Source organism: Ancylobacter sp. IITR112 (assembly GCF_041415945.1).
Classification (GTDB): Bacteria; Pseudomonadota; Alphaproteobacteria; order Rhizobiales; family Xanthobacteraceae; genus Ancylobacter.
In genome coordinates this window covers 1,202,155-1,226,496 of record NZ_JBGCUS010000001.1, presented here as the reverse complement: position 1 = coordinate 1,226,496, position 24,342 = coordinate 1,202,155, and the positions used below count along the sequence as shown (strand labels likewise).

The following is a 24,342-nucleotide window of genomic DNA, read 5'->3' as shown; positions in this document are numbered from 1 at the left end:
TATGTCTCGCCCCATCTGTTTTGCAAGCTGAGGCCTCGCCATGTCCGACACCCTTCCCGACCGCCTGTCGAGCGATCCGAACAGCCCGTTCCACGACGCGGAACTGCTGGAGCGCGGCATCGGCATCCGCTTCAAGGGCGTGGAAAAGACCAATGTCGAGGAATATTGCGTCAGCGAAGGCTGGATTCGCGTCTCCGTCGGCAAGGCGCGGGACCGTGCCGGCAACCCGATGACGGTGAAGCTGGTCGGGCCGGTCGAGCCCTATCTGCGCACGCCGGGTGAATGAGCGGCTCGACGGCCCGCCGTTACGGCGTATAGATCACACGCAGGCGGCCCCGTCGGGCCTGTCACCGCACTCCACACCGGGCTGCCCGCATGAACGACATCGCACGCCCTGCCGTTTCCAGCCCCGCCGCTTCGAGCCCCGCCGGGGCCGAGGCTGCGCCTGGATTCGGCCGCATCGCCTTCGTCGCCAGCGAGGCGCCGGATGCGCAGCAGGCGCAGGCCCGCCTGAACGCGCGCTACGGCGCGGTGGCGGCTGAGGATGCTGATGTCATCGTCGCGCTCGGCGGCGACGGCTTCATGCTGCAGACCCTGCACCGCTTCCGCGACACCGACCGGCCGATCTATGGCATGAATCGCGGCTCGGTCGGCTTCCTCATGAACAGCTTTCGCGAGGAGGATCTGCCCGCCCGCCTCGCCGCGTCGCAGCGCGTGGTCATCCACCCGCTGATGATGGAAGCCACCGATGTGAAGGGGCGCCAGCATCGCGCCTGGGCCATCAACGAAGTGTCGCTGATCCGCCAGTCCTACCAGGCGGCGAAGCTGCGCATCGCCATTGACGGCAAGGTGCGCATGGAGGAACTGATCTGCGACGGCGTGCTGGTGGCGACGCCCGCCGGCTCCACCGCCTATAATCTCTCCGCCCAGGGCCCGATCCTGCCCATCGGCACGCCGCTACTGGCGGTCACGCCGATTTCCGCCTTCCGCCCGCGCCGCTGGCGTGGGGCGCTGGTGCCCGACCGCGCCCGCGTCGACATTGCGGTGATGGAGTTCGAGAAGCGCCCGGTGAACGCCACGGCGGATCATTTCGAGGTGCGCGACGTGGTCGCTGTGCGCGCCCGGCTCGACCCCAACTCCTCCATGACCATGCTGGTCGACCGCGATCACTCGATCGAGGAGCGCATTCTGGCCGAGCAGTTCGGCTGAGTCGCCCTCACGCGGCGAGGCTCTGCCGCTCCGACCGCTCGCGCGCTTCCGTCTGCCAGCGGTGCAGCATGCCGACGATGCGGTTGCCCTGCGCGCTCTCGCCCGCTTCCTCATAAGCGGCGAGCACCTCGTCGAGAATGCGCAGCCGCAGCCCCGGCTCCTCGTCGAGATCGTCGACATAGGCTTCGCACTGCACGACGCCAAGCGCGGTGCGGAAGGCGATATAGGCGCCCGGCGGCAGTCCCAGCCGGTCATAGAGCACCCTGAAGGCGTCGCCCGAACGGTCGGCGGCGAGCGCGGCGACGTGGTCGACGGCGATGCCCGACAGCACCGAGACCGCTTCCAGAAACAGCCGCATCTGGCCGGAGAGCAGCGAGCGCAGCACCAGCGCCGAGGTCAGTTCCCCCCTCGCCTGCAGGCCCTGAACCAGCGCGCGGGTCTGCGAGAAATCCGCGGCGGCGGCCTGGGTCACCGTCGCCTGGTCGCAGGCTTCGCGCGCCAGCCGCGCCGCCTCGGGCGGCGAGAGCCACTGGCGCTCCTCGATGAAGGCCGAGAGCGCGCCGGCCACCACCCGGATCAGCGCCTGATGCGCCGCCGCCGGCAGGTCGGGCCGGCTCAGCAGCGCCTCGCGCAGTTCCGGCACGCGGCCGAAGCGCGAGACGATATGGCCGAGAGCGAAGCCGGGCACATCCGCCGTGGGGTTGCTTACCAGCGCCAGCACCACGCCGACATCGCCGATCTCGGCCAGCAGCGCCGCCACCGGCGCCGGCAGGCCCTCGCGCCGGGCGATGGCTTCCTGCCGCAGCGCGTCGCCGCTGGCGGACAGCGCAATCAGTTCGCGCATGTTGAGAACGGGGGAATGCTGCAGCATCTGTTCGCCGGCCTCGCCGGGAAGCCGCGCCAGCCGCAGCGCGATATCGGCCGGCACCAGCGGGTGGCGGCAGAGCGCGGCGGCGAGCTCTCCCTGCACGCGCGGCGAGGGATCGGCCACCAGCGCCGGCAGCGCCTCGTCGATCTCGGCGCGCTCGGCCGCGCCGAGTTCCGGGCGGACATAGGCGCGGGCGAGCGCGGCGACCGCCTTGGCCCGCGCATCCTCCGGGGCGGTCCGCGCCCAATCGAGAAACTGACGCACGATCATGGCGCACTCCCGGCCCGGTTCAACTCGGCAGCGATGATGCGCGCACCCGGCTTAAGAAAGCGTTGACCATAGCGGGCCGCGATGACGGGACGATCAATCGCCGCTGCCGTCCTGCCCGTCGAGCGCGCCCGGCGTCACCTGTTCGCCGACAAGCACCTCGACCTGCTCGTTCTTGCCGGTCTCGACCGTGAACACCTTGCTGTAGGTCTTACCCTCGAAGCGCGCCAGCGCGGTATATTCGCCTTCGGCGAGGGCGAAGGTCGGCTCGGCATTGATCGATTCCTTGACGCTGTCGCCGCCCGGCGTGCTGATCGACCATTGCGCCTCCGGCAGCGGATCGCCTCCGGCCACCTTCACCAGACGCAAGGTCACCTCGCCCGCGCGGTGGTGCAGCGTGGCGTCCGTCACCTTGCCCGGGGCCACGGCGAGATCGGCCTGAATCACCGCATTGCCGTCGCCATAGGTGGAGACGACATAATAGTCGCCGGCCGGCAGGATGATGAGATCGCCGGCATTGGCCCCGCGATAATAGGGCCGGCTCGACGCCCGCCCCTGCAGGAAGCTGCCTTCGAACAGATCATAGGTCACCTTTTCCGGCGGCACCGGCTTGTCGCCGACATCGCTGTGCAGGGTGACGGCGCCGGCGGGGACGACCAGTTGCTCGCGCCGCGATTCCTCGCCGACCACGATGCGCCGCGCCACGCTGGCAAGGCCATAGGCGACATGCACGACATAGCCGCCGGGCGAGAGGAAGAACACCGGGGCGGGATCGGCCGCCTCCGCCACCAGCGGATAGGCACCCGACGCTTCCGGCCGATCGGCAAAGACACGCCAGATGAGGCCGCGCGCAATCAGCCCTTCCTTTTCGCCGAAACGCGCGCTCATGCCGATCGCCACCTTGCCGGCCGGTGGCTGCGGCAGGATGGTGTGCGGATCGCCGCCCTCCGCCCGCCCGGTGGCAGGAATCCGGGCCGAGGGCCCGGCGCTGCCGGACGGCGGGGGCGCCGGCGGCGGCGCGCCGACAAAGGGCAGCGCGCGGGAGGGCTGGATCTGCGGCGGGTTGAAGGGCGAGGGCGTCGGCGACTGGAACGGCGCAAGCTGCGCCAGCCGCTCCCCGTCCGCGCCCGCATTCGCCGCGAGCCCGGCGGCAATCGGCGCCCCGGCCATCTGCGTCATCGTCGGCTGCGCCGCCGCCTGCTGAACCATGGCCCCGCTTGCAAACGCCAGCGCGCACAGAAGCGCTGCCGCTCGGCGCACCGCCGCGGCGGCGGCATAGCCGCGCTTCTGCGTCGGCCGAACAGGGGCAGGACACCGGCGATCAGGGGAGTGCACACGTTGGGACATCGCCGCCGTTCGTGCCTCCAAACAGAGGCGAATTCAAGTCAGCTCTTCGCGCGCGGACGGGCCGCGAGCCCTCCACCCGATAAGACGCCCCCGGCCATTGGCGAGAGCCGCCATTGGCGAGAACCGCCGCCAGCGACAGGCACCGGCACGGGCGAACACGGGCACGGGCAGAAATCGGGAAGGAAAGCAACCGCCCGCCTTGCAGCGCGAGGGCTGCCGGCGCGGCGGGGCCGCGCCCCACGGCGTGAGGATCGACGGCCCCTGTCGCAGCCCGGCAGGCGCAAGGGCACATCACCTCCCGCTCCTCGTCCGGGTCGCGCCGTGCGGCGAGCGTTCGGCGGAGCGAGGCTCAAGGCGTTGCGCGTCCTCTCAGCCGGGTGACGGGGAGTCGGCGCGACTCTCCTCCGCCCCCCGGGACGCACTCTTGCAGCACCATCGCCCCGCCCGCGCCCGGACAAGGAACACAGCCGATAGCCCGGCGGCGCGAAGCTCATCGGGTACGGGTCGCGGTGGAGCGACACGGGCAAAGGAGCGCTCCTGCCTTCCGGCACCACGGCACGCCGGCCCGCATTCGGCGGAGCGAGGCACGGCAGCCCGAAGCTCGTGCCCCGTCGCCCGCATCTGCAGCCGGCGATGCCGAGCCGGCGCGGATCAGCTCTGTCCCTGGGGCGGATCAACAGCAGCAGCGTGCACCGCCCCGCTGAGATGCCCGGCGCGATGCCCCCACTCCCGGGTTGTGTCTCCGCGGTTCTGTCACCCATGGGAGAGGAAACCTCCGGCCCCACACCGGGCCCGCTGCCGGCGCCGCCTGGCCCCGGCCCTTTCCGGCACTCCCTGCAGGAAGCCGAGCGCCCCTTACCCCCGCGGGCGCCGTCCCGAAAAGCACCGCGCGCCGCCCCCCGTCCAGCCGCCCGGCCTCGCGTGGTCCGGCCGCGCACGACCCAGCCGAGACACGCATGGCTCCTGCCAGCCCGGCCACCTTTCCGGCCGCCTGCCTCCCCGCGACCTCGGCTCTGCGGGCTCGGGGCGGCGGCGACTCCTTATTATACTGCAGGGGTGATTCCCCCGGCGCCGCGGCGGCCGGTAGCAGCCGTGTTTGGGGTGATCCGCTTCCCGCCGCCCCGTGGCGGCTCCCGCACCGGTCGGCACGATCGCCTTCCGAATTCACCGTGGAACGCGCCCATGAGCTCCGCCGACCCTGCCCTCGAACTGCTTCGCACCCGCAAGAGCCCCAAGGTTTTCGACCTCACCTTCCCCGCGCCGGATGCGGCCGAGTGCGACTCGATGCTGGCCATCGCCTCGCGCGTGCCCGATCACGGCAAGCTCGCCCCCTGGCGCTTCGTCGTCTTCGAGGGCGAGGCGCGCGAGTGCGCGGGCGAGGCTATTGCCGCCGTCTTCGTCGCCGACAATCCGGCGGCCGATGCCGAGCGGGTCGCGCTCGAACGCACCCGCCTGTCGCGCGCCCCGCTGGTGATCGCGGTGGTCTCCCGGGCAGCCCCGCACGCCAAGATCCCCGAATGGGAGCAGACGCTCTCCGGCGCGGCGGCCTGCACATTGCTGCTGCTCGCCGCGCACGCGCATGGCTATGCCGGAACCTGGCTGACCGAATGGTACAGCTACGATCCGCGCGTGCGGGCAGCACTGGGCCTGTCGACGGAGGAGCGCATCATCGGCTTCGTGCATATCGGCAGCCTGGCCCGGCCGCAGGATGACCGCCCCCGCCCTGCCCTCGCCGACCTCGTCACCCGGTACTGAGCCATGTTCTACGAACCCGGCCTCAATAATCACGGCCTGCCGCACAATCCGCTCAAGGCCATCGTGGCGCCGCGCCCGATCGGCTGGATCTCGACCCTCTCCGAGCAGGGGGTGGCCAATCTCGCCCCCTATTCCTTCTTCAATCTTGTCAGCGAAAATCCGGCCATCGTCATGTTCTCCAGCAGCGGGCTGAAGGACACGGCCCGCCACGCGCGCGCCACCGGAGCCTTCGTCTGCAATCTCGCCACCCGCGCTCTGATGGAGGCGGTCAATCTCACCTCCACGCCGCTGCCGCCGGGCGAGAGCGAATTTGACCTCGCCGGGCTGGCCCGGGCGCCCTGCCATGTGGTTTCGCCGCCACGTGTGGCCGAAGCGCCCTGCGCGCTCGAATGTGTCTGGATCGACACAGTCCAGATGGTCGACCGCTTCGGCCGCGCGACCGGCTCACACGTTACCTATGGCGAGATCGTCGGGATCCATATTGACGACCGCTTCCTCGATGCCGGCAGGGTATGCATCGAGAGGTTGCAGCCTCTCTCCCGCGCCGGGTATCTCGACTATGCCTGGGTCGAGGCTGTGACCCCGCTGCCACGCCCCCGCTGACCTATGGCACGCAGCGGCGCCCGTCCGTGCGTGTCCTGCGCGCCACAGGGACGTCGGCCGCCCTCGCCCGCGACAGCCCAAGAACCGTCCCTAGCAGGCAACCGCCTGAACATAGCCGGTTGCGGCGTAGTCCAGAATAACCCGATCCCGCGTCATCAGCCGGTAGCCCTGGTCGCGCGCCGTCGCGATCAGCACCCGGTCGACCGGGTCCAACGGCGGCAGGCCGGGCAGGAAGGAGGAGGCAATCAATGTCTCCGGCGTCATCAGGGCGATGCTCATGCCTGGCAGGCCGGCAAGGGCGGCGAACCACTTCGCCGGCTCCATCGCAAGGCGCACCCGCCCCTGTTCGACCAGGCGACCCAGTTCCCAGGCGGTCATCGGCGAAAGAGAGATCGGCGCGCCGCGCAGGCGGGCCTCGATCAGCGTGCCCCGCGCCTCGTCGGCAATAGGCGCACCCTGCGCCACCCAAAGCGCTGCGCAAGTATCCAGGAGAAGCGGCATGCCCATCTCAATTCTCCCCGGAAAGGTTGCGCCGCAACAACGGATTATTTTCCTGTTCCATTAGGTCGAGTTCGGTCGTGTGATCGGATCGCCACAGCGGCTGCGACGGCGGATCGGTGCCCTCGATCTGGGCCTCCACTTCGCTGCCGCCATAGAGATAGATGGGCGCCGTGCTGGGCAGGGTCAGATCGGTTCCGGCCTCAATGTGCAGCGTTCCCTTGAGCCCGCCGAACAATCCAGCAAGCGGCGAGCCTGTCGACGCAGGCGCAACCCTGTTCGCCCCTGCCGTGCTTGGCAGTGGCACCTGGCGACTGAACACCAGCTTGCGCGCGGTCATGTCCACCTCTTCCGATCGGAAGCCCGCAGCCAACCAGGCTTTTGTCATCACACTGTTGGTTGGATTGTTGCTCCACCAGGCCCGGTGATTGAAGGCGGATTGCGGAAGTTTTGATCCAACGATTCTCTCTATGTCCTCGAATGACATAGATATTCGCGGCTGAGAGCGACTCGAGAGAAACGTTGTAAGGGCACTGTATTTAGACATGGCCGACCCTTCTCATATCCATCATATGCCGATGCTACTTATATCACTGTTTCTTTCAAGTCCGTCCCGAAGCTCGATTCACCACCTAGAACCGGCCATCAGCGGCAGCCGCCCTCCCGGCCAGCACCCGGCAATGCCCTCATCCAAACGAGCCGCTCGCCCTACTAGGCCGCGATAAATATTCATTCAACACACCTATCTCTACCACTGCCTTTTTAGTTCTGCGTGCCGGCACGCGACCTAACTTTACGCTCAATGTTTCTCGCTTAACTACTTGGTATAACCCCATTTTTTATACCGTTTATGACGCTCGCTTCAGCTAATTTCCCGAAATCGGTCACTGAGACAGTGGATATGTCAATCGAAACACTAAGCCGGGCATTCATACACTATTGCTAACTGAGCTCCACGCCTGGACGCGGCGTGACTCGCGCGCGTGAACAGCCGAGAGCCTCACCCCGCGCCCCATCGACGCAGCACCGCCCGATTGTCGAGTTCGGCGCGGCACCGCATCCGCCGATGTACCCAGGGAGCCCTTTTAGCCAACCCCACTTCACGCTGGGTAGCCTCACAAATCGCAGCGACACCAGGCCATTGGATGAAATTGAGCCTTCATATGTCTAGGCGTTGGTTTGCAGTGATGTTACCGCCAAATGCAATCACTCGATCTATTAGATTTTTCAGCCATCCCATTGTTTAAACACTATTATCGCGTAACAAATGATCCGACACATGATTGCGGTTGATAGATGCACTCTTTGGGGGAAATGGCCAGGACTGAATGAGGAGAGATAGTTAGTATTTATGCTTAAGTGCCTTCGCGGCGCGCCGATCAGCACCCATATTCAGAGTACATGTCGTGAGTCGCCAACGGGTGACTGCCCGCACGGATCAACCGAATCGTCCGCTTACCCGCTTCCGGTGCAAGCATTTGTTTACCAAACTAAGGTTAAGATTCAGCAAACAACGCCCGAAAGGTTGCTCTATGCCTGACGTTCATCGCCGCTCGTTCCTCGGGTTGTTCGCCGTCGGCGCAGCCGTAACCCTGGCCGGATGCAAACGCACCACCGCGACCAGCAGCCCCCTCACCTCTCTGGGCGCCACCACAGGATACGCACCTCCCGGCCAGTATGGAGCGGTGTCGGATAAATTTCCTATTGCTGCGGTTGATACGTCACAGATCGACCCTGTCTATCTCCGCCGCGAGGTGGCCTATACCTCCAGCTACCCACCGGGCACCATCGTCATCGATCCGCGGGCGCATTTTCTCTATTTGGTGCAACCTGGCGGTCGCGCCATCCGCTATGGTGTCGGTGTTGGCAAGGAGGGGTTTGGTTGGTCCGGCGTTGCAACCATCAACAGCAAGCAGGAATGGCCGGACTGGTACCCACCCAAGGAGATGATCCAGCGTCGCCCCGACATACAGGCGCAACTCACAAAGCTGCAGGGTGGCGACGGGGTACCTGGTGGCCTCTCCAATCCGCTGGGGGCGCGGGCCATGTATCTCTGGCAGGACGGACGCGACACACTCTACCGGATCCATGGGACCCTTGAGCCCGACACCATCGGCACAAATGTCTCATCCGGCTGCATTCGCATGATCAACCAGGACGCCATCGACCTTTATGGCCGCGTGGGAGTAGGAACCAAGGTCGTCGTGCTCGGTTCGCCGGCCGGCACCTAGGCCGGCGGCGGGTGACGGCTCCACAATCTCAAGGTGTGACGTCCCCACAATCTCTCCACCCGCATGATGCGCCCGCGAGTCGTTGCTTCTGAGACACCCTCTGAACGTGCCGTCGAAAGCGAGGTCATGAGATGAGTGGCAGAATTATCACTATCGCCCAGCAGAAGGGCGGTTCGGGCAAGACGACGCTGGCGGCCCATCTCGCTGTTGCCCTGACGCGACACATGGTTCTGGGGCTGCCGGCCCGTATCGCCCTGCTCGATTGCGACCCCCAGGGTAGTCTGGGCGAATGGTTCGAAGCCCGCGAAGCCAGCCTCGGCGAACGGGGCACCGGATTGTCGTTCCGTACGGCCTCGGGCTGGGGCGCGCGCCGCGAGGCCCGCAGCCTGACGCGGGACCACGACATCGTCGTCATCGACACCCCACCGAAATCGGACGTGGAATCCCGTCCGGCAATCGAGGTCGCCGATCTCGTCGTCGTGCCCGTTCAGCCGACGCCCGTCGATCTGTGGGCCACCCGTCCCACGCTGGAGATGATCGGCAAGGAAGGCACGGCCTGCCTGCTGGTGATCAATCGGGCGCAGCCGCGCGCCGCGCTGACGCAGGAGATGGCGGCGGCCATCGAGGCACTCGGCCATCCCGCCGCGCAAACGCGGCTCGGCAACCGCGTCGGCTTCGCCGCCAGCATGGGCCGGGGCCTGACGGCGCTGGAGACCGAGCCCGGCTCGAAAGGCGCGGCCGAGTTCGGCGCGCTCGCCGCCGAGCTGGCGGCGCGCCTGGATCTCTGACTTTAAGCGGCGGCAATCGGCGGCCGGCCGGTCACCAAGCGCTGCTGTCGGCGCCGAGCCCCGCACCGGACGCGCGCGCCGGCGGGCCGCACCATCACCGGCAGGCAGGTCGACAGGGAGCGGGCGCCAGCGCCGGGCGAGGGTGCTTGGACGCCGCGCGACGGCTCCGGCGCCTTCCCTTCTCAGGCGCGGCGCAAGCGGCACATGCCGGACGGGTGCGCTGCCGGGCGCCATCCCGGCCGGCCCGCGCGGCCTTCGGGGGAAAGGCGGTGCGGCGGGCCGCTGGCGGCCGGCGGTGGCGTCGCGGCCGCCCGCCTATCACCGCCAATGCCCCGTCGCCCGATCCGTCAGGATGCGCCACGTCGCCCGTTCGGCGTGAGGGTGCCCTCGGCGACGGAACGGCGACGGCGCGAGCGCGCTGCCGCCCACGGGAAGGGTGATCGCCACCGGGGAGACGCCGGACCCCTCACCGGCGCCGGCGGGGCCACGCTCAGGACGGACGGCTGGCGGGAGCGAGGCCGGGGACCGCCGGCAGTTCAAAGATCGTTCACGTTCCGGCACAGCACGGGCATGGTAGGAACCGCCGATGTCGGCGCGTCCGTGCGCGTCGGACGACATGGCCTCGTCGCCGCGACCTTGGCGGCCCATCCTCGCCCGGCATCGGGGCCGAGACGGCCATGGCCGGGGCGACACGACGTGATCATGGAGACCGCTGGTATCGGCGAGAGGCTGGCGAAGCACGGCGCTCGTCTCCTTGGTCTCGATCACCGCCGCTTCCGGCACTCCTGCGGGAAGCGCTCACCCTCGATCATGGGGGACACCGGCCTCCCGCCTCCGGCCGGCAATATCGCTGGCCGGAACGCGCCGGTCGGATTCCGCCGGTGGAAATCCGCCGACCGGAGCCCGCCCGCCTGCGCAGGGCTGCCCGGCCGGGCGCGCCCAGGTTGTCTCCGGGGGTGTCGGCACGCGCCGCCGGCAAGGCGATCACCACTCGGCCATGTCGGCTCGGCCGCGGGCGCGGGCGGTGATGCAGGCCGGCGGCGAGTGAGGTGTCGTCGTCCCCCGTCTCGGCCGGATTCTGCCGCTGATCGCCGTGACCGCATGCCATGGCCGCATGCCCGCACCTTGTCACCTCGTGGGCGCGCCGCGCCGGCAGAAAATCGCCGCGTCCGCCATTGGCGAGGTTCCGCCTCGGGGGGCAGGGAGGAGTTTTCGCGACAGGGTCTCGACGGGCCGCCGCCCCGGGAAGCTGAATTGGCGGGCCCAGCCTGCCGGAAGGACAAGGGGAGCGAGCCACGCGGGAGAAACGGAGGCAGAGGCGGAGGCCGCGCGGCCTATCGGCACCTCGCCGCCGGGGATGGGCCCGCTGGGGCGGCGCCACCCACGGCAGCACCACGGCGCCCCCGAGGAGACCCACCAATAGCGGGCGCCCTGGCGAGGCCCCCGGTGCCTCACGGCCGGCCGGCAGCGGACCGCAGGTCGCATCGGCGGCGTCCCGCCGCCGGGCACAGTCCGCCACGCCCGCCCGCCAGGCTGGCGCGGCGTCCAGAGGTACCCCGCACCGGCACGCACGGCCAAGCCGTTGCGTCATGCCGGATTTTGCCGTCCGAACGGCGCGGAAATTTGCATTCTTCGGCCAGAAAGGTTGACGCTTGCCGTCCCGGCACGGCAATCAGGGGCAGGTTCTCCTATGGAAAGCCTGCGTTCATGATCGGCGCGTTAGGGTCGCGGCCGACAGAGAGCGTCGCCACCGGCCGGGGCCCGGCGACGATCGAGGGGGGAGGAAGCAGGTTGGCGGTTGGAAGGCGGATGCGGCGGTTCTGGCAGGTGCTCGCTCTCAGCGTGCCGCTGCTGCTGTCGGCGCTGTGCCTGCCGGCTGCGGCCCAGCTCTTCGGCGGCCCGCAGGACCAGAGCGGCGACAGCGACACGTCGGGCGGCTTCTTCGGGCCGATCATCAATCTGTTCAGCCCCAAGCCTCTCGCCGAAGGCCCTCCCGCGCCGGACGCGACGCCTTATACCGTCACGATCAACGTCGCCGGCGGCGACAGCGACCTTACCGAGCGCATCGAAGCCGCCTCGAATCTCGAGCGGCTCAGCAGCCGCGCCCCTTCCGGCGCGGCCGGGCTGGTGCGCCGCGCGCTGGCGGACCGGCGCGACATCAATGCCGCGCTCTATGCCGCCGGCTATTACGGCGGCATCATCCGCATCCGTGTCGCCGGCGTGCCGCCGGATGCGGAAGATGTGTTCCAGCGGGTGGAAGCGGCCCGCGCGCGCGGGCCCGTGCCGGTCGAGGTCCGGGTGGAGACCGGCCCGCTGTTCCATTTCGGCCGCGTCGAGCTGCTGGATGCCGCCACCAAGCGCCCGCTGGCGCAGGCGCCCTCGCTGGCGCGGCTGCGGCTGGAGCCGGGCGAGCCGGCGCTGGCGACCGCCATCGTCCGCGCCGAGAGCGCCGTCGTCGATCACTGGCGTAACCTCGCCCATCCCTTCGCGCGCGTCGCCGAGAAAGAAGTGGTGGCGGATCACAAGACGCAGAAGGTCGATGTCACCTTCTTCGTCGCGCCCGGTCCCGTCGCCACCTTTGGCCGCTTCACCGTGACCGGCGCGGATTTCCTCACCCCCGGCTTCATCGAAGACCGCATCGAAATCGCCCCCGGCACGCCCTATTCGCCCGAGGTGCTGGACCGGCTGCGCCGTCGCCTGCTGGAATATGAGGCCATCGCCAGCGTGCGCATCAGCGAGGCCGAGACGCTGGCGCCCGATGGCAGCCTGCCGATCACCATCGAGGTGTCGCCGCGCCTGCCGCGCTATGTCGGCTTCAGCGCCACCTATTCCTCGACGGAAGGCTCGGCCGCCAACGCCTATTGGGGCCACCGCAATCTGTTCGGCGGCGGCGAGACGCTGCGACTGGACGCGCAGGTGTCCTGGTTCGGCGAGAAGTCCGAGGCGGTGCCCGATGCCGATCCGTTCGGCTACAAGCTCGCCGCCACTTTCGTGAAGCCCGGCATCTACACGGCGCAGGACGATCTCGTCGCCAATGCGGCGGTGCTGCGCGAGGTGACGAACGCCTATGTGCGCGAGGCGGTGACGCTGCTGGCGGGCATCCGGCACCGCTACAGCGACGACCTGACGCTGCAGGTGAGCCTCGATCTCGAACAATCGCGGGTGGAGGACACCACCGGCACCCATGATTACGGCATTGTCGGCGTGCCGATCGAAGTCACCTATGACAACACTGACAGCAAGCTCGATCCCTCGCGAGGCTGGCGCGCCACGGCGACAGTGGAACCCTTCGCCTATCTCGGCGATGCCGGCGCGGGGCCGACCCTGTTCCGCGGCTCGGTGGCGACCTACCACGCCTTTGACGAGAACAAGCGCTTCATCCTCGCCGGCCGCATGGCGGCGGGTAGCATTGTCGGCGCCGGTCTGTATGACGTGCCGCCCCAGCGGCGTTTCTATGTCGGCGGCGGCGGCTCGCTGCGCGGCTATGACTACCAATCCGCCAGCCCGCGCAATGAGGAAGGCGTGGTCATTGGCGGGCGCAGCTTCTTTGAAGCATCGCTGGAGGCGCGCCTGCGCGTCACCGACACGATCGGCGTCGTGCCCTTCTTCGACATGGGTTCGGCCTTCGCCTCCGAATGGCCGGACTTTGACGGCATGAAATATTCGGCGGGCATCGGCCTGCGCTATTACACGGCGATCGGTCCTCTGCGGGTGGACCTCGCCTTCCCGCTCAATCCGGGACCGGAAGACGGCGATTTCGGCGTCTATGTCAGCCTGGGGCAGGCCTTCTGATGACGCGCGCGCTCAAACTCCTCGGAACGGTCGTGCTGGCGCTACTGGTGGCGCTGGCGGCGGCCTTCGGCGCGCTGCAGACCCCGCCGGGCAAGGCGCTGCTGGCCAATCTCGTCTCCTCCCTCGCCTCCTCGCCCGGCCTCGCCGTCTCCATTCGCGGGATTGGCGGCTTCGTGCCGTTCGACATCAGCGTCGCGACCGTCGAGTTGTCCGATGCCGACGGCCGTTTCGCCCGCATCGACGATGCGCGGCTCGACTGGCGGCCGCTGGCGCTGCTCTCCGGCCGGGTTGACATCACCGCGCTTTCGGCGGCGCGAGTGGCGCTGGAGCGCCGCCCCGTGCTGCCGCCCTCGCCGGCCGAAACGCGGGGGGATAGCTCCTTCGCCTTGCCGGTGCGACTGCAGCAACTCACCATACCGGAGATCGAGCTGGCCGAGCCGGTGGTCGACCATGCCGCGCGGCTGTCGCTGAACGCCTCCGCCGATCTCACCTCGCTGGCACAGGGCGTGTCGGTCAATTTCACGCTTGCGCGGCTGGATGCGCCAGGCACGCTCAGTGGCTCGGCCGGGTATGCGCCGCAGAGCGGCCGCCTCGACCTCGACCTCGTCGCCACCGAGCCGGCCGGCGGGCTGATGGCGCGCGCGGCGGGATTTGACGGGCTGCCGGAAATCGCCGCGTCGCTCAAGGGCGCGGGCCCGCTCGATGCGTGGGACGGCCATGTGCGGGTCACGGTGGGCGACCGGGCGGAAGTCAGCGGCGCGGCCGGCATCCGGGCGCTTGCCAGCGGGCATAAGATCAACCTCGCCCTTGACGCCGACATCGCCAATATTTTGCCGGCAAACATCGCACCGCTGTTTGAAGGCCGAAGCGAGATAGCCGGCTCCGCAACGCTGGATTCCAACCAGAATCTGGCCATTGAGGCGTTCTCCGCGCGCACCGCAGGTTTCCAGGCGCGGCTGAGCGGATCGGTGGCGGCCGACCTCAACGCCGACCTCGCCTTTGACGCGACACTGGGCGAGGCGGAGCGTTTCGCCGGGCTGCTGCCGGGCCTTGGCTGGGCCGATATCGGCCTCAACGGGACGCTGAAGGGCGCGCTGCGCGCCCCCACCCTCGCGACACGGCTGAACGCGACCGCACTCGCCGGGCAGGACTACAGCGCCCGCACGCTGACGGCGACGCTGCGCACCCTGCCGGAGGCCGGGGACGCCCTTGCCTTCGCCGTCGAAGGCACGGCAGAGGGGCTGGCCGCGCCCGACCCGCAGGTGGCCGCCGCCCTCGGCACGCAGGGCCGCTTCACCGCCGAGGGCACCCTGTCGGCGGATCATCAGGCGGTGCTTGAAGTCGTCTCCATCGACCTCACTGCACTGACTGCCCACTTCATCGGTCGCATCGAACCGCGCGCGATCGAGGGCGATCTCAGCATCAGCCGGCTCAACCTTGCCGCCTTCTCCCCTCTCGCCGGCCGTACCCTCGCCGGCTCCGCCACCGCCGAGGCCCGGCTGTCCGCCTCGACCGACCTCACCCGCGCCAGCGCCGCGATCAAGGCCCGTGCGCGGGGGTTGGAAACGGGCGTGGAGCGGCTGGATGCGCTTATCGGTCAAGAGGTTAGCATTGACGGCACGGTGGCCCGGGATGGTGCCAATGCGCTCGCCGTGGACACGCTGAAGATCAACAGCGACGGCATCGCAGCCACCGTCAATGGACGCCTCGCCACCGATCTCGCTAATCTCACCGCGACCCTCACCCTGGACGATCTCGCCCGCCTCGACCCGCGCCTCGCCGGCGCGCTTCAGGCCGATGCCGCCTTTTCCGGTACGCTCGACGACCTCGCCGTGACGGCGAAACTGACGATTCCGGACGGATCGGCGGAAGGTCGCCCGCTGCGCGACGTGACGCTCGACATCACGGCGACCGATGTAACCCATTCTCCAGGCGGCACTTTTTCGCTCACGGGCGATATTGGCAACAAGCCGGCGCGCGGTACCGCCACGCTGGCGAGCCAGCCGGACGGCACGCACCGCCTCTCCAATCTCGATCTCGCCATCGGCTCTGTCACCGCGCGCGGCGATGTCGCGCTGGACCCGGCGGGCCTCGCTTCCGGGCACCTCGCCATCGCCGCCGGCGACCTCGCCGACATCGCCGCGCTGACGCTCACCGAAATGGCCGGCGCGCTGAACGCCGATGTCACGCTCACCAGCGCGGAGGGGCGGCAGAACGCGGAGATCCGCGCCGAGGCGCAGCGTCTCAGCGCTTTCGGCCAGAGCGTCGGCGCCGCCAGCATTGATGGCCGTGTGCTCGACCTGCGCGGCGTGCCGCTGCTGGATGGCAGCGCGACCCTGCAATCTCTTGACATATCCGGCGTTTCCGTCGCGAACGCGACCCTGCGCGCCGCGGGCGGTGCGTCGGGCACCGATCTCTCGGTTGAGGCGCTGGCGCAGGGCACTACGCTGCGCGCCGCCGGCCGGCTGGAGCCGCGCGGCGACGGCGCCCGACTGCGGCTCGACCGTCTCACCGCCACCCGCCCGGGACTGAACGCGGCACTGAGCGCGCCGGCGACCTTCACCCTGTCCGGCGGCACGGTGGCGATCGACCGCTTCGCGCTGACTGCGGGCGGCGGCTCCGCCACCGTATCGGGTACCGCCGGGGAGCGGCTCGACCTCGCGGTGGATCTGCGGGCGCTACCTCTCTCGCTGCTCGACATCGTCGCGCCGCAGACCAGTCTTTCGGGCACGCTGGCGGGCACGGCGCGCCTCGGTGGCACCCTCACTGCACCCACTGGCCCGTTCGACCTCCGCCTAACCCGCCTCTCCCACCCGGATCTTGCAAATTCCGGCGCCGGGCCGTTCGATATCACGGCCAATGGCACGCTGGGCAATGGCCGCGCGCAGGTGCGTGCGACCATTGCCGGCGCGAACGTGCAGAACTTTGTCGTCAGCGGCTCGGTTCCCCTGGGCCCGGGCGAGCTGGACCTTGCCTTGCGTGGCGCGATCAACCTCGCCATCGCCAATCCGATGCTCGCCGTTACCGGCGCGCGCGTCACCGGCATCGCCAATGTCGACGCGACGCTGCGCGGCACGGCGTCCGCGCCCCGCGCCGGTGGAACGGTGCGGGTGAGCGGCGGCCGGTTCGATGACTCCGTCAATGGCGTTGCGCTGAGCAACATTGATGCCGTGCTGACCGGCACCGACCGCTCGGTGACGATCACCAGCTTCCGCGCTGCGACCACGAATGGTGGCAGCATTACCGGTCGCGGCAATGTCGCGCTCGATCCGGCCGCCGGCTATCCCGGCCGCATCGACCTCGATCTCGCCAACGCCGCGCTGGTGAACAGCGACCTCATGCGACTGGTTGCGGAAGGCCGCCTCGGTATTGAGGGCGCGTTTCTCAACGGCCCGCGTCTGACCGGAAGGCTGGTGCTCCGCGCCCTCGACATTAACGTGCCGGACCGTTTCCCCGGCGGGGTGCAGGATCTGAATGTCCGCCATGTCAACGCTGGCGCCGAGTTCAAGCGCAAGAGTCCCACCGTTCAGCGTCAGCAAGGCGCGCCCGCTCCGAGCCGCGACGGCGTAGCGCTCGACCTCGTGCTGTCGGCCCCGAACAACAACGTGTTCGTGCGCGGCCTCGGCATTGAGGCTCAGCTTGGCGGCGAGCTGAAGCTAAGCGGGACCACCCGGGCGCCGGTGACGCTGGGCGCCTTCCAGCTTAGGCGTGGCTCCTTCGATTTCGGCGGTCGGCGCCTGACCTTCACGCGGGGCACCATCACCTTCACCGGCACGACCGACCCGGAACTCGATTTCGTCGCCGAAACGACCACGACGGACATCACCGCCCGCGTTCTGGTCTCGGGACCGGCCTCCCGGCCGGTGGTCAGCTTCTCCTCAACGCCCACCCTGCCGCAGGACGAGGTGATCTCGCGCCTGCTGTTCGGCCGTTCCGCCGGGTCGCTCAATAGCGGACAGGCCCTGCAGCTTGCGCAGGCAGCGGCGCAGTTTTCCGGTGGTGCCGGAGTGCTGGAGAATGTCCGCCGCTCGCTTGGCGTCGACAGTCTCGAACTCGGCACCAATGCGGAAGGCACCGGCGGCCAGGTCGGCCTCGGCCGCCGGCTCAACGACAATATCTATCTCGGTGTGCGCCAGGGCACATCGGCGGGATCGAGCCGGGTCACGGTCGATGTTGATGTGACCCGGCACATCCGCCTGCAAGGGGCCACGGGTGCCGACGGTGCCGCCGAGGTCGGCATCGGCGCCCAGTGGGATTACTGAGTCGGCGCGCAGGTGCGGCCCCGCGGCCGCACAGCCTGTGGTTTCGCGGCAAGCTGGCGAATACCCGCCCTGTGAGGCGCAGCGCGAAGCGGCTTTTCATCTGCCCCCAAGTTCCCGTCCCCAGCGCGGCACCTGCCTTGCGGTCGCCATCTGCAACGTTTGTGGTGATGTGACTCGAAAGACTGATCGGCCTCCCGTGCGGTTGCGTACAAAGCCGACACAGCGGGAAATGCTCCATGCCCTCCTCCCTCGACCGCGTCGCCCTTGTCTGGTTTCGCGACGATCTGCGTCTCGATGACAATCCGGCGCTCCATGCGGCGCAGGCGAGCGGGTGTCCATTGCTGCTTGTCTTCATTCATGACGAAGAGACCTCCGGGCAGCGCCCGCTCGGTGGCGCCGCCCGCTGGTGGCTCGGCCGTTCGCTCAAGGCTTTGGAAGCCGCGGTCATGGCCAAAGGGGGAGAGTTGCTCCTGCGGCGCGGGCCGGCTCTCAACACGCTCACCCGTCTGGCGCGAGAGGTGAACGCCCACACGGTCTATTGGAACCGGCGCTATGGCGCGGCCGAGATCGCTGTCGACACTGCCGTGAAGTCCACCCTCTGCCAAAATGGCATCGCCGCGGAGAGCTTCGGCGGCAATCTCCTTCATGAGCCGTGGAAGGTCGAGACGCAGTCCGGCGGGCCTTTTCGTGTGTTCACGCCATTCTATCGCCGTGCGCGGATGATGACGCTCCGCATGCCGTCACGGCCCGGGGCGCACTGGCGCTTCGGTCATCTGCCCGCCAACGAGCGGCTGGAGGACTGGGATCTGGAGCCAAGGTCGCCCGACTGGGCGGGTGGTCTGCGCGCCGCCTGGACACCAGGAGAGGAAGGCGCTCGGGAGGCGCTTACCGGCTTCATCGACGGCGCCATCTCCGGCTATGCGGAGCGGCGCGACCGGCCGGATCTTCCGTCGACATCCCGCCTTTCTCCGCATCTGCGCTTTGGTGAGATTTCGCCGCATCGTGTTCTCGCCGCGTTGCGACACGCCGAAGCGGACGGCAGCGCCGCGACGCGCGACGTGGAGAAATTCGTCTCCGAAGTCTATTGGCGGGAGTTCAGCTATCATCTGCTGTTCCACTTTCCCGAGATTGGCACTGCCAATTTCAACAATCGCTTCGACGCTTTCGCGTGGGAGGACACGCCCGCGCTTCTGCGCGCCTGGCAGCGCGGGATGACCGGCTATCCCATTGTCGATGCCGGCATGCGGCAACTCTGGCAGACCGGCTGGATGCATAATCGGGTGCGCATGGTGGCTGCCTCATTCCTCATCAAGCACTGCCTGACCGACTGGCGCCGGGGAGAAGCGTGGTTCTGGGACACGCTTGTCGACGCCGATCCCGCGAACAATCCGGCGAGTTGGCAATGGGTCGCCGGCTCGGGCGCAGACGCCGCTCCTTATTTCCGCATCTTCAATCCGGTCGCACAGGGCGAGAAGTTCGATCCATCGGGCGACTATGTCCGGCGCTACGTGCCTGAGCTCGCAGCCCTCCCGTCTGAGACGATTCACCGCCCATGGGAGGCCACGCCCGAGGTGCTGCGGCAGGCGGGCGTTCGCTTGGGCGACACCTATCCCCGCCCCATCGTCAACCACGCGCTTGCCCGCGACCGGGCGCTTGAGCGGTTTCAGGCCATTCGCGGGGATTAGCCGGACGGCCGGTTGCCGAGCCCGGCACGGATCACTACTTTCGTGGACCTTCGAATAGGCAAAAGAAACAGGTCCATGGAACTCCGTAACGGCCTCGTCGAGGCGATCGGCAACACGCCGCTCATCAAGCTCAAGCAAGCCTCCGAGGCGACGGGCTGCACCATTCTCGGCAAAGCGGAGTTTTTGAATCCGGGCCAGTCGGTCAAGGACCGTGCGGCGCTGTTCATCATCCAGGACGCGGTGGCGCGCGGCCAGCTTCGTCCCGGCGGTGTCATTGTCGAGGGCACGGCGGGCAATACCGGCATCGGTCTGGCGCTGGTGGGCAATGCGCTCGGCTATCGTTCTGTGATTGTCATCCCCGAGACGCAGAGCCAGGAAAAGAAGGACATGCTGCGCCTCGCCGGTGCCACTTTGGTGGAAGTGCCGGCGGTCGGCTACGCCAACCCGAACAACTATGTGAAGGTTTCCGGCCGACTGGCGGAGGCGCTGGCCGCGACGGAGCCGAACGGCGCCATCTGGGCCAACCAGTTCGACAATGTGGCGAACCGCCTCGCCCATATCGAGACGACGGGACCCGAGATCTGGGCACAAACCGATGGCAAGGTGGACGGCTTTGTCTGTGCCGTCGGCACAGGGGGCACGTTGGCGGGCACGGGCATCGCGCTCAAGTCGCGCAATCCTGCCATCCGCATCGGCCTCGCCGACCCCTTCGGCGCCGCATTGTACAGTTACTACACCACCGGCGAGCTCAAGGCCGAAGGCTCGTCCATTACCGAAGGCATCGGCCAGGGCCGCATTACCGCCAATCTGGAGGGTGCCCCCATCGACTGCGCCTATCAGATCGCCGACGCTGAAGCGGTGCAGATCGTGTTCGACCTGCTGGAACATGAGGGACTGTGCCTCGGCGGCTCGTCCGGCATCAATATCGCCGGTGCGATCCGGCTGGCAAAGGAACTGGGCCCCGGCCACACGATCGTTACGGTGCTGTGCGACTTCGGCACACGCTACCAATCGAAGCTCTTCAACCCCGCCTTCCTGCGCGAGAAGGGCCTTCCCGTTCCGGGGTGGCTCGAGCGCCATGTGGATGTGCCCAACGTGCTGGTGTGATGGCTACGCTCCTGCTCTTCCGCGACGACGCCTACAGGACCGAGACGCCGGCCGTCGTCACCGCGCTCACGCCCGAGGGCGGGATCGTGGTGGATCGTACGGTCTTCTATGCCAGCGCCGGCGGTCAGCCGGGCGACCGCGGCACACTGCTCCGCGCGGATGGCCGGGAGATTGCCGTTGAAACGGCGATCTACGGCCCCTCCAAGGTCGATGTGGTGCATGTCCCGTCGCCTGGTGCAGAACTTCCTGAATTGGGGGAAGCAGTTGTTCTGCGGCTGGACTGGGCGACACGTCATAAGCGCATGCGGATGCATACCGCGCTCCATCTTCTGTCTGTCGCCCTGCCCTTTCCGGTCACGGGTGGATCCATCGGCGAGGAGGAGAGCCGCCTCGACTTCGATATTCCAGATGCCGGTCTCGACAAGGAGGCGATCACGGCCAAGCTCGCCGCCATGATCGCCACCGGGGGCCGGGTGACGGAACGCTGGATTTCCGATGACGAACTGCTCGCCAATCCCGGCCTGGTCAAGACGATGTCAGTCAAGCCTCCCATGGGAACCGGCAAGGTGCGCCTGGTCGAGATTGAGGGGCTCGACCTGCAGCCCTGCGGCGGAACCCATGTGCGCAGCCTCGACGAGATCGGCGCGGTGCAGGTGACCAAGATCGAAAAGAAGGGCCAGCAGAACCGCCGCGTGCGGCTGGCCTGGGCATGAATATGGCACGCGGCTGCGGAGGACCCCATGCCCGAGACCGATCTGCCCGACGTTAGCCGCTTCGTGTCGACGGAATGGTTGGCGGCTCATCTCGGTGCGCCCAACCTCGTCATCGTCGACGGCTCCTGGCATATGCCTGCGACGGGCCGGAACGGGCGCGAGGAATATATCAAGGCGCATATTCCCGGTGCCGTGTTCTTCGACATTGACGCCATATCCGACCTGTCGAGCCCGTTGCCGCACATGCTGCCTTCCGAAACGCTGTTTCGGGCAGCGATGGAATCGCTCGGCATTGGCCGGCAGATGAAAATTGTCGTTTACGACACCCAGGGGCTGTTCTCGGCACCGCGCGTATGGTGGACGTTGCGCGCCTTCGGAGCAGTGGACGTCGCGATCCTCGACGGCGGGTTTCCGAAGTGGCTGGCGGAAGATCGCCCAACCGAATCGGGTGAGGCGCCCTATCTGCCGGCCCATTTCGATGCCCGGCTCGACCGAGACTGGGTAGCCTCGCTCGAGGATGTCGCTAACCGCCTCGCAACGCGCAGCGTCCAGGTGCTGGATGCACGCGCGGCGGAGCGCTTCCGCGGTGAGGTACCGGAACCACGGGCCGGCGTCCGGCCAGGGCATATTCCCGGCGCCCGCAACCTGCCGGTTTCGGAGGTTGTGAAGGATGGCCGCTTGGCGGACCCCGTCTCCATTCGGCGAGCCGTCGCGGCGGCCGGAATCGACCTGTCCCGTCCAGTCATAACGAGTTGCGGCTCGGGTGTGACCGCTGCCATCCTGTGGCTGGCGCTGGAGACCATCGGCGCCCCGCCCAGCGCCCTCTATGACGGCTCCTGGACGGAATGGGGTTCCTCAGACAAGCCCGTGGCGACGGGCCCGGCAGACTGATATGGGCACGGCTGCGCTGAGGCCGGACGCGCAGCCGTGCCCAATCTCAAACTGAAAACGGCCGGAACGCTGTGCACACTCCGGCCGTTCGACTCGGTCGCATCCATGTCTGGGTGCAGGTCGGGTTCTCAGTGCAGTATCTGGCTGAGGAACAGCTTGGTGCGCTCATGCTGCGGGTTGGAGAAGAACGCTTCCGGCTCGTTCATCTCGATGATCTGCCCGGCATCCATGAAGATCACCCGGTTCGCTACCTGACGCGCGAAGCCCATTTCATGGGTCACGCACAGCATGGTCATGCCCTCTTCCGCCAGGCTCACCATGGTCTCCAGCACTTCCTTGACCATTTCTGGATCGAGCGCCGAGGTCGGTTCGTCGAACAGCATGATCTTCGGCTTCATGCACAGGGCGCGGGCGATGGCAACGCGCTGCTGCTGGCCGCCGGAAAGCTGGCCGGGATATTTGTGGGCCTGCTCGGGTATCTTCACCTTGGTGAGAAAGTGCATCGCCAGTTCGTCCGCGTCCTTCTTGGGCATCTTGCGGACCCAGATCGGCGCGAGCGTCAGATTTTCCAGAATAGTGAGGTGCGGAAACAGGTTGAAATGCTGGAAGCACATGCCGACCTCGCGGCGGATCTCGTCAATGCGCTTGAGGTCGTTGGTAAGCTCGATGCCATCGACAATGATCGAGCCCTGCTGGTGCTCTTCCAGCCGGTTGATACAGCGGATCATGGTCGACTTGCCCGAACCCGAAGGCCCGCAGATGACGATGCGCTCGCCGCGATGCACTTTCAGATTGATGTCCTTCAGCACATGGAATTCGCCGTACCATTTGTGCACGCCGACGAGATCGACGGCGACCTCCCGGCCTGGCGTTGCGTGGACGGCGTGAAGAGCCTCGGGGGAAACGGTCGAATGCAGCTCGCTCATATGGGTTCTCCGTTTCTCAATGCCGGTGGGAGGTGTTGAGCCGCCGCTCGACGAAGAGCGAATAGCGTGACATGCCGAAGCAGAAGAAGAAATAGACCACGCCGGCAAAGGCGAAGCCGGTGTAGAGGGTGACCGGTGTCGCCCAGTTGGGGTCGGTAAAGGCGGCGCGCAACTGGCCGAGGAAGTCGAAGATCGAAACGATCAGCACCAGCGTCGTGTCCTTGAACAGGCTGATGAAGCTGTTGACGATGCCGGGAATGACCAAGGTGAGCGCCTGCGGCAGAATGATGAGGCGCATCATCTGGCTCCAGGTCAGCCCCACCGCCATCGCGCCCTCATACTGCCCCTTGGAGATCGCCTGCAGCCCGCCGCGCACCACTTCGGCCATGTAGGCCGCGGAGAACAGCGCAACGCCCACCAGAGCCCGCAGCAGCGCATCCGGGTTGGTGCCCTGCGGCAGGAACAGCGGCAGCATATAGGTGGCGAAGAACAACACCGTGATCAGCGGCACGCCGCGCCAGAACTCGATGAAGATCACCGAGAGCAACCGGACTACCGGCATTTGCGACCGCCGCCCGAGCGCCAGCAGGATGCCAAGCGGCAGCGAGGCGACAATACCGGTCACTGCGATCACCAGCGTCACCAGGAGACCGCCCCACTGGCGGGTCTCGACATAATCGAGCCCGACATCCACGTCCCAGCAGAAGATGACCACCCCTAGCGCCAGGAAGACGAACAGGGTGGTGCGGGCGGCGGAGCGGCCATTGCCTCCCAGCACCGCGATCAGCCCGCCAATGGCGGCCATGAACAGCAGCGCGGTGAGCGCGAAGTCGACCCAGAAGGCGAGGTTGATGCCAGCCACCTGCACATCCCCGACCAGCGGCCCGATCAGCCCGAAGCGCTCCAACAGGAAGGCGGAGGCGTCAATATTGCCGCCGGTCAGCAGCACGAAGGCGACCACGGGATAAACGACGAAGAACAGCAACGATCCGACACGCTTGAACGGGAAGCTCGGCACCAGAAGCGGCACCAGCAACAGCGCGCCGGCGGCGAAGACGATATCGACCCGCCAACGCTCGGCGATGGGGTAGAAGCCATAGATCAACTGGCCGAACTTGGCCTCGATGAACGGCCAGCACGCCCCGACCTGGGGGCCGAGACAGGCTTCACGGTTCTCGCCGGTCCAGACCGCGTCAAGAAACATGAAGCGGACAAAGGGCGGCACAACCCAGATCACGAGCAGAATGCCGAGAAGGGTCAGCACGGTATTGAAGATGCCGGAGAACAGGTTCTCCCGCATCCAGGCAATGGGGCCGATCCGCTGCTTGGGCGGTGGCAGCACCGGGGCCATCTCGTTGCGGATGAAGGTTCCGTCGTCGAAGGTCAGACTCATGGCCGCC

Annotated in this window: 18 protein-coding genes; 12 read left to right on the top strand and 6 right to left on the bottom strand. The window is 67.6% G+C overall.

Going from position 1 to position 24,342, the window contains the following annotated elements; all coding sequences use genetic code 11:
* The first annotated feature begins 40 nt into the window (after window positions 1–40).
* Both AAC979_RS05480 and AAC979_RS05475 read left to right on the top strand, forming a co-directional pair.
* Window positions 41–286, top strand: a complete 246-nt coding sequence (locus AAC979_RS05480) for a DUF3297 family protein (RefSeq protein ID WP_371345835.1) — start codon at window positions 41–43, stop codon at window positions 284–286.
* A gap of 89 nt (window positions 287–375) precedes the next feature.
* Complete coding sequence (locus tag AAC979_RS05475) at window positions 376–1,209, top strand: NAD kinase (protein WP_371345834.1); 834 nt, start codon at window positions 376–378, stop codon at window positions 1,207–1,209.
* A gap of 7 nt (window positions 1,210–1,216) precedes the next feature.
* On the opposite strand, the gene AAC979_RS05470 is transcribed toward AAC979_RS05475, so the two are convergent.
* Complete coding sequence (locus tag AAC979_RS05470) at window positions 1,217–2,347, bottom strand: DUF2336 domain-containing protein (protein WP_371345833.1); 1,131 nt, start codon at window positions 2,345–2,347, stop codon at window positions 1,217–1,219.
* A 93-nt stretch (window positions 2,348–2,440) separates the two neighbouring features.
* On the bottom strand, window positions 2,441–3,691 hold the full coding sequence (locus tag AAC979_RS05465; protein WP_371345832.1) for a hypothetical protein: 1,251 nt from the start codon (window positions 3,689–3,691) through the stop codon (window positions 2,441–2,443).
* Between the two features lie 1,182 nt (window positions 3,692–4,873).
* Between AAC979_RS05465 and AAC979_RS05460 the strand changes: the two genes are divergently transcribed.
* Both AAC979_RS05460 and AAC979_RS05455 read left to right on the top strand, forming a co-directional pair.
* The gene (locus AAC979_RS05460) at window positions 4,874–5,446 is read left to right on the top strand and encodes a nitroreductase (protein WP_371345831.1); all 573 of its coding nucleotides are present in this window, start codon (window positions 4,874–4,876) and stop codon (window positions 5,444–5,446) included.
* Window positions 5,447–5,449: 3 nt separating this feature from the next.
* On the top strand, window positions 5,450–6,049 hold the full coding sequence (locus AAC979_RS05455; protein ID WP_371345830.1) for a flavin reductase family protein: 600 nt from the start codon (window positions 5,450–5,452) through the stop codon (window positions 6,047–6,049).
* Window positions 6,050–6,139: 90 nt separating this feature from the next.
* Here AAC979_RS05455 and AAC979_RS05450 read toward each other — a convergent pair whose 3' ends face one another.
* Both AAC979_RS05450 and AAC979_RS05445 read right to left on the bottom strand, forming a co-directional pair.
* Entirely contained in the window at window positions 6,140–6,556 is a 417-nt protein-coding gene (locus AAC979_RS05450) for a type II toxin-antitoxin system VapC family toxin (protein ID WP_371345829.1), read from the bottom strand.
* 1 nt (window position 6,557) lies between these two features.
* Complete coding sequence (locus tag AAC979_RS05445) at window positions 6,558–7,034, bottom strand: hypothetical protein (RefSeq protein WP_371345828.1); 477 nt, start codon at window positions 7,032–7,034, stop codon at window positions 6,558–6,560.
* Window positions 7,035–8,079: 1,045 nt separating this feature from the next.
* On the opposite strand from AAC979_RS05445, the gene AAC979_RS05440 reads away from it, so the two are divergent.
* From AAC979_RS05440 to sseA, 8 genes are all read left to right on the top strand, one after another.
* Entirely contained in the window at window positions 8,080–8,778 is a 699-nt protein-coding gene (locus AAC979_RS05440) for a L,D-transpeptidase (protein WP_371345827.1), read from the top strand.
* Window positions 8,779–8,909: 131 nt separating this feature from the next.
* A complete protein-coding gene (gene parA, locus AAC979_RS05435) occupies window positions 8,910–9,566 on the top strand; it encodes a ParA family partition ATPase (protein ID WP_371345826.1) in 657 nt (218 codons plus the stop codon).
* Between the two features lie 1,809 nt (window positions 9,567–11,375).
* A complete protein-coding gene (locus tag AAC979_RS05430) occupies window positions 11,376–13,358 on the top strand; it encodes an autotransporter assembly complex family protein (RefSeq protein ID WP_371345825.1) in 1,983 nt (660 codons plus the stop codon).
* Window positions 13,358–17,620, top strand: coding sequence for a translocation/assembly module TamB domain-containing protein (locus AAC979_RS05425; protein WP_371345824.1), 4,263 nt, complete (start codon window positions 13,358–13,360; stop codon window positions 17,618–17,620). The genes AAC979_RS05430 and AAC979_RS05425 overlap by 1 nt, the downstream gene beginning before the upstream one ends.
* A 236-nt stretch (window positions 17,621–17,856) precedes the next feature.
* A complete protein-coding gene (locus AAC979_RS05420; RefSeq protein WP_371345823.1) occupies window positions 17,857–19,305 on the top strand; it encodes a deoxyribodipyrimidine photo-lyase in 1,449 nt (482 codons plus the stop codon).
* 75 nt (window positions 19,306–19,380) lie between these two features.
* On the top strand, window positions 19,381–20,412 hold the full coding sequence (locus AAC979_RS05415; RefSeq protein ID WP_371345822.1) for a cysteine synthase A: 1,032 nt from the start codon (window positions 19,381–19,383) through the stop codon (window positions 20,410–20,412).
* On the top strand, window positions 20,412–21,125 hold the full coding sequence (locus tag AAC979_RS05410; protein ID WP_371345821.1) for an alanyl-tRNA editing protein: 714 nt from the start codon (window positions 20,412–20,414) through the stop codon (window positions 21,123–21,125). Before AAC979_RS05415 ends, AAC979_RS05410 begins: the two co-directional genes overlap by 1 nt.
* A gap of 27 nt (window positions 21,126–21,152) precedes the next feature.
* Complete coding sequence (gene sseA / locus AAC979_RS05405) at window positions 21,153–22,016, top strand: 3-mercaptopyruvate sulfurtransferase (RefSeq protein WP_371345820.1); 864 nt, start codon at window positions 21,153–21,155, stop codon at window positions 22,014–22,016.
* Between the two features lie 128 nt (window positions 22,017–22,144).
* Here sseA and AAC979_RS05400 read toward each other — a convergent pair whose 3' ends face one another.
* Window positions 22,145–22,942 carry an amino acid ABC transporter ATP-binding protein gene (locus tag AAC979_RS05400; RefSeq protein WP_371345819.1) on the bottom strand — a complete coding sequence of 266 codons (798 nt, stop codon included), beginning with the start codon at window positions 22,940–22,942 and terminating at the stop codon, window positions 22,145–22,147.
* Window positions 22,943–22,958: 16 nt separating this feature from the next.
* On the bottom strand, window positions 22,959–24,335 hold the full coding sequence (locus tag AAC979_RS05395) for an amino acid ABC transporter permease (protein WP_371345818.1): 1,377 nt from the start codon (window positions 24,333–24,335) through the stop codon (window positions 22,959–22,961).
* Window positions 24,336–24,342: the final 7 nt, after the last annotated feature.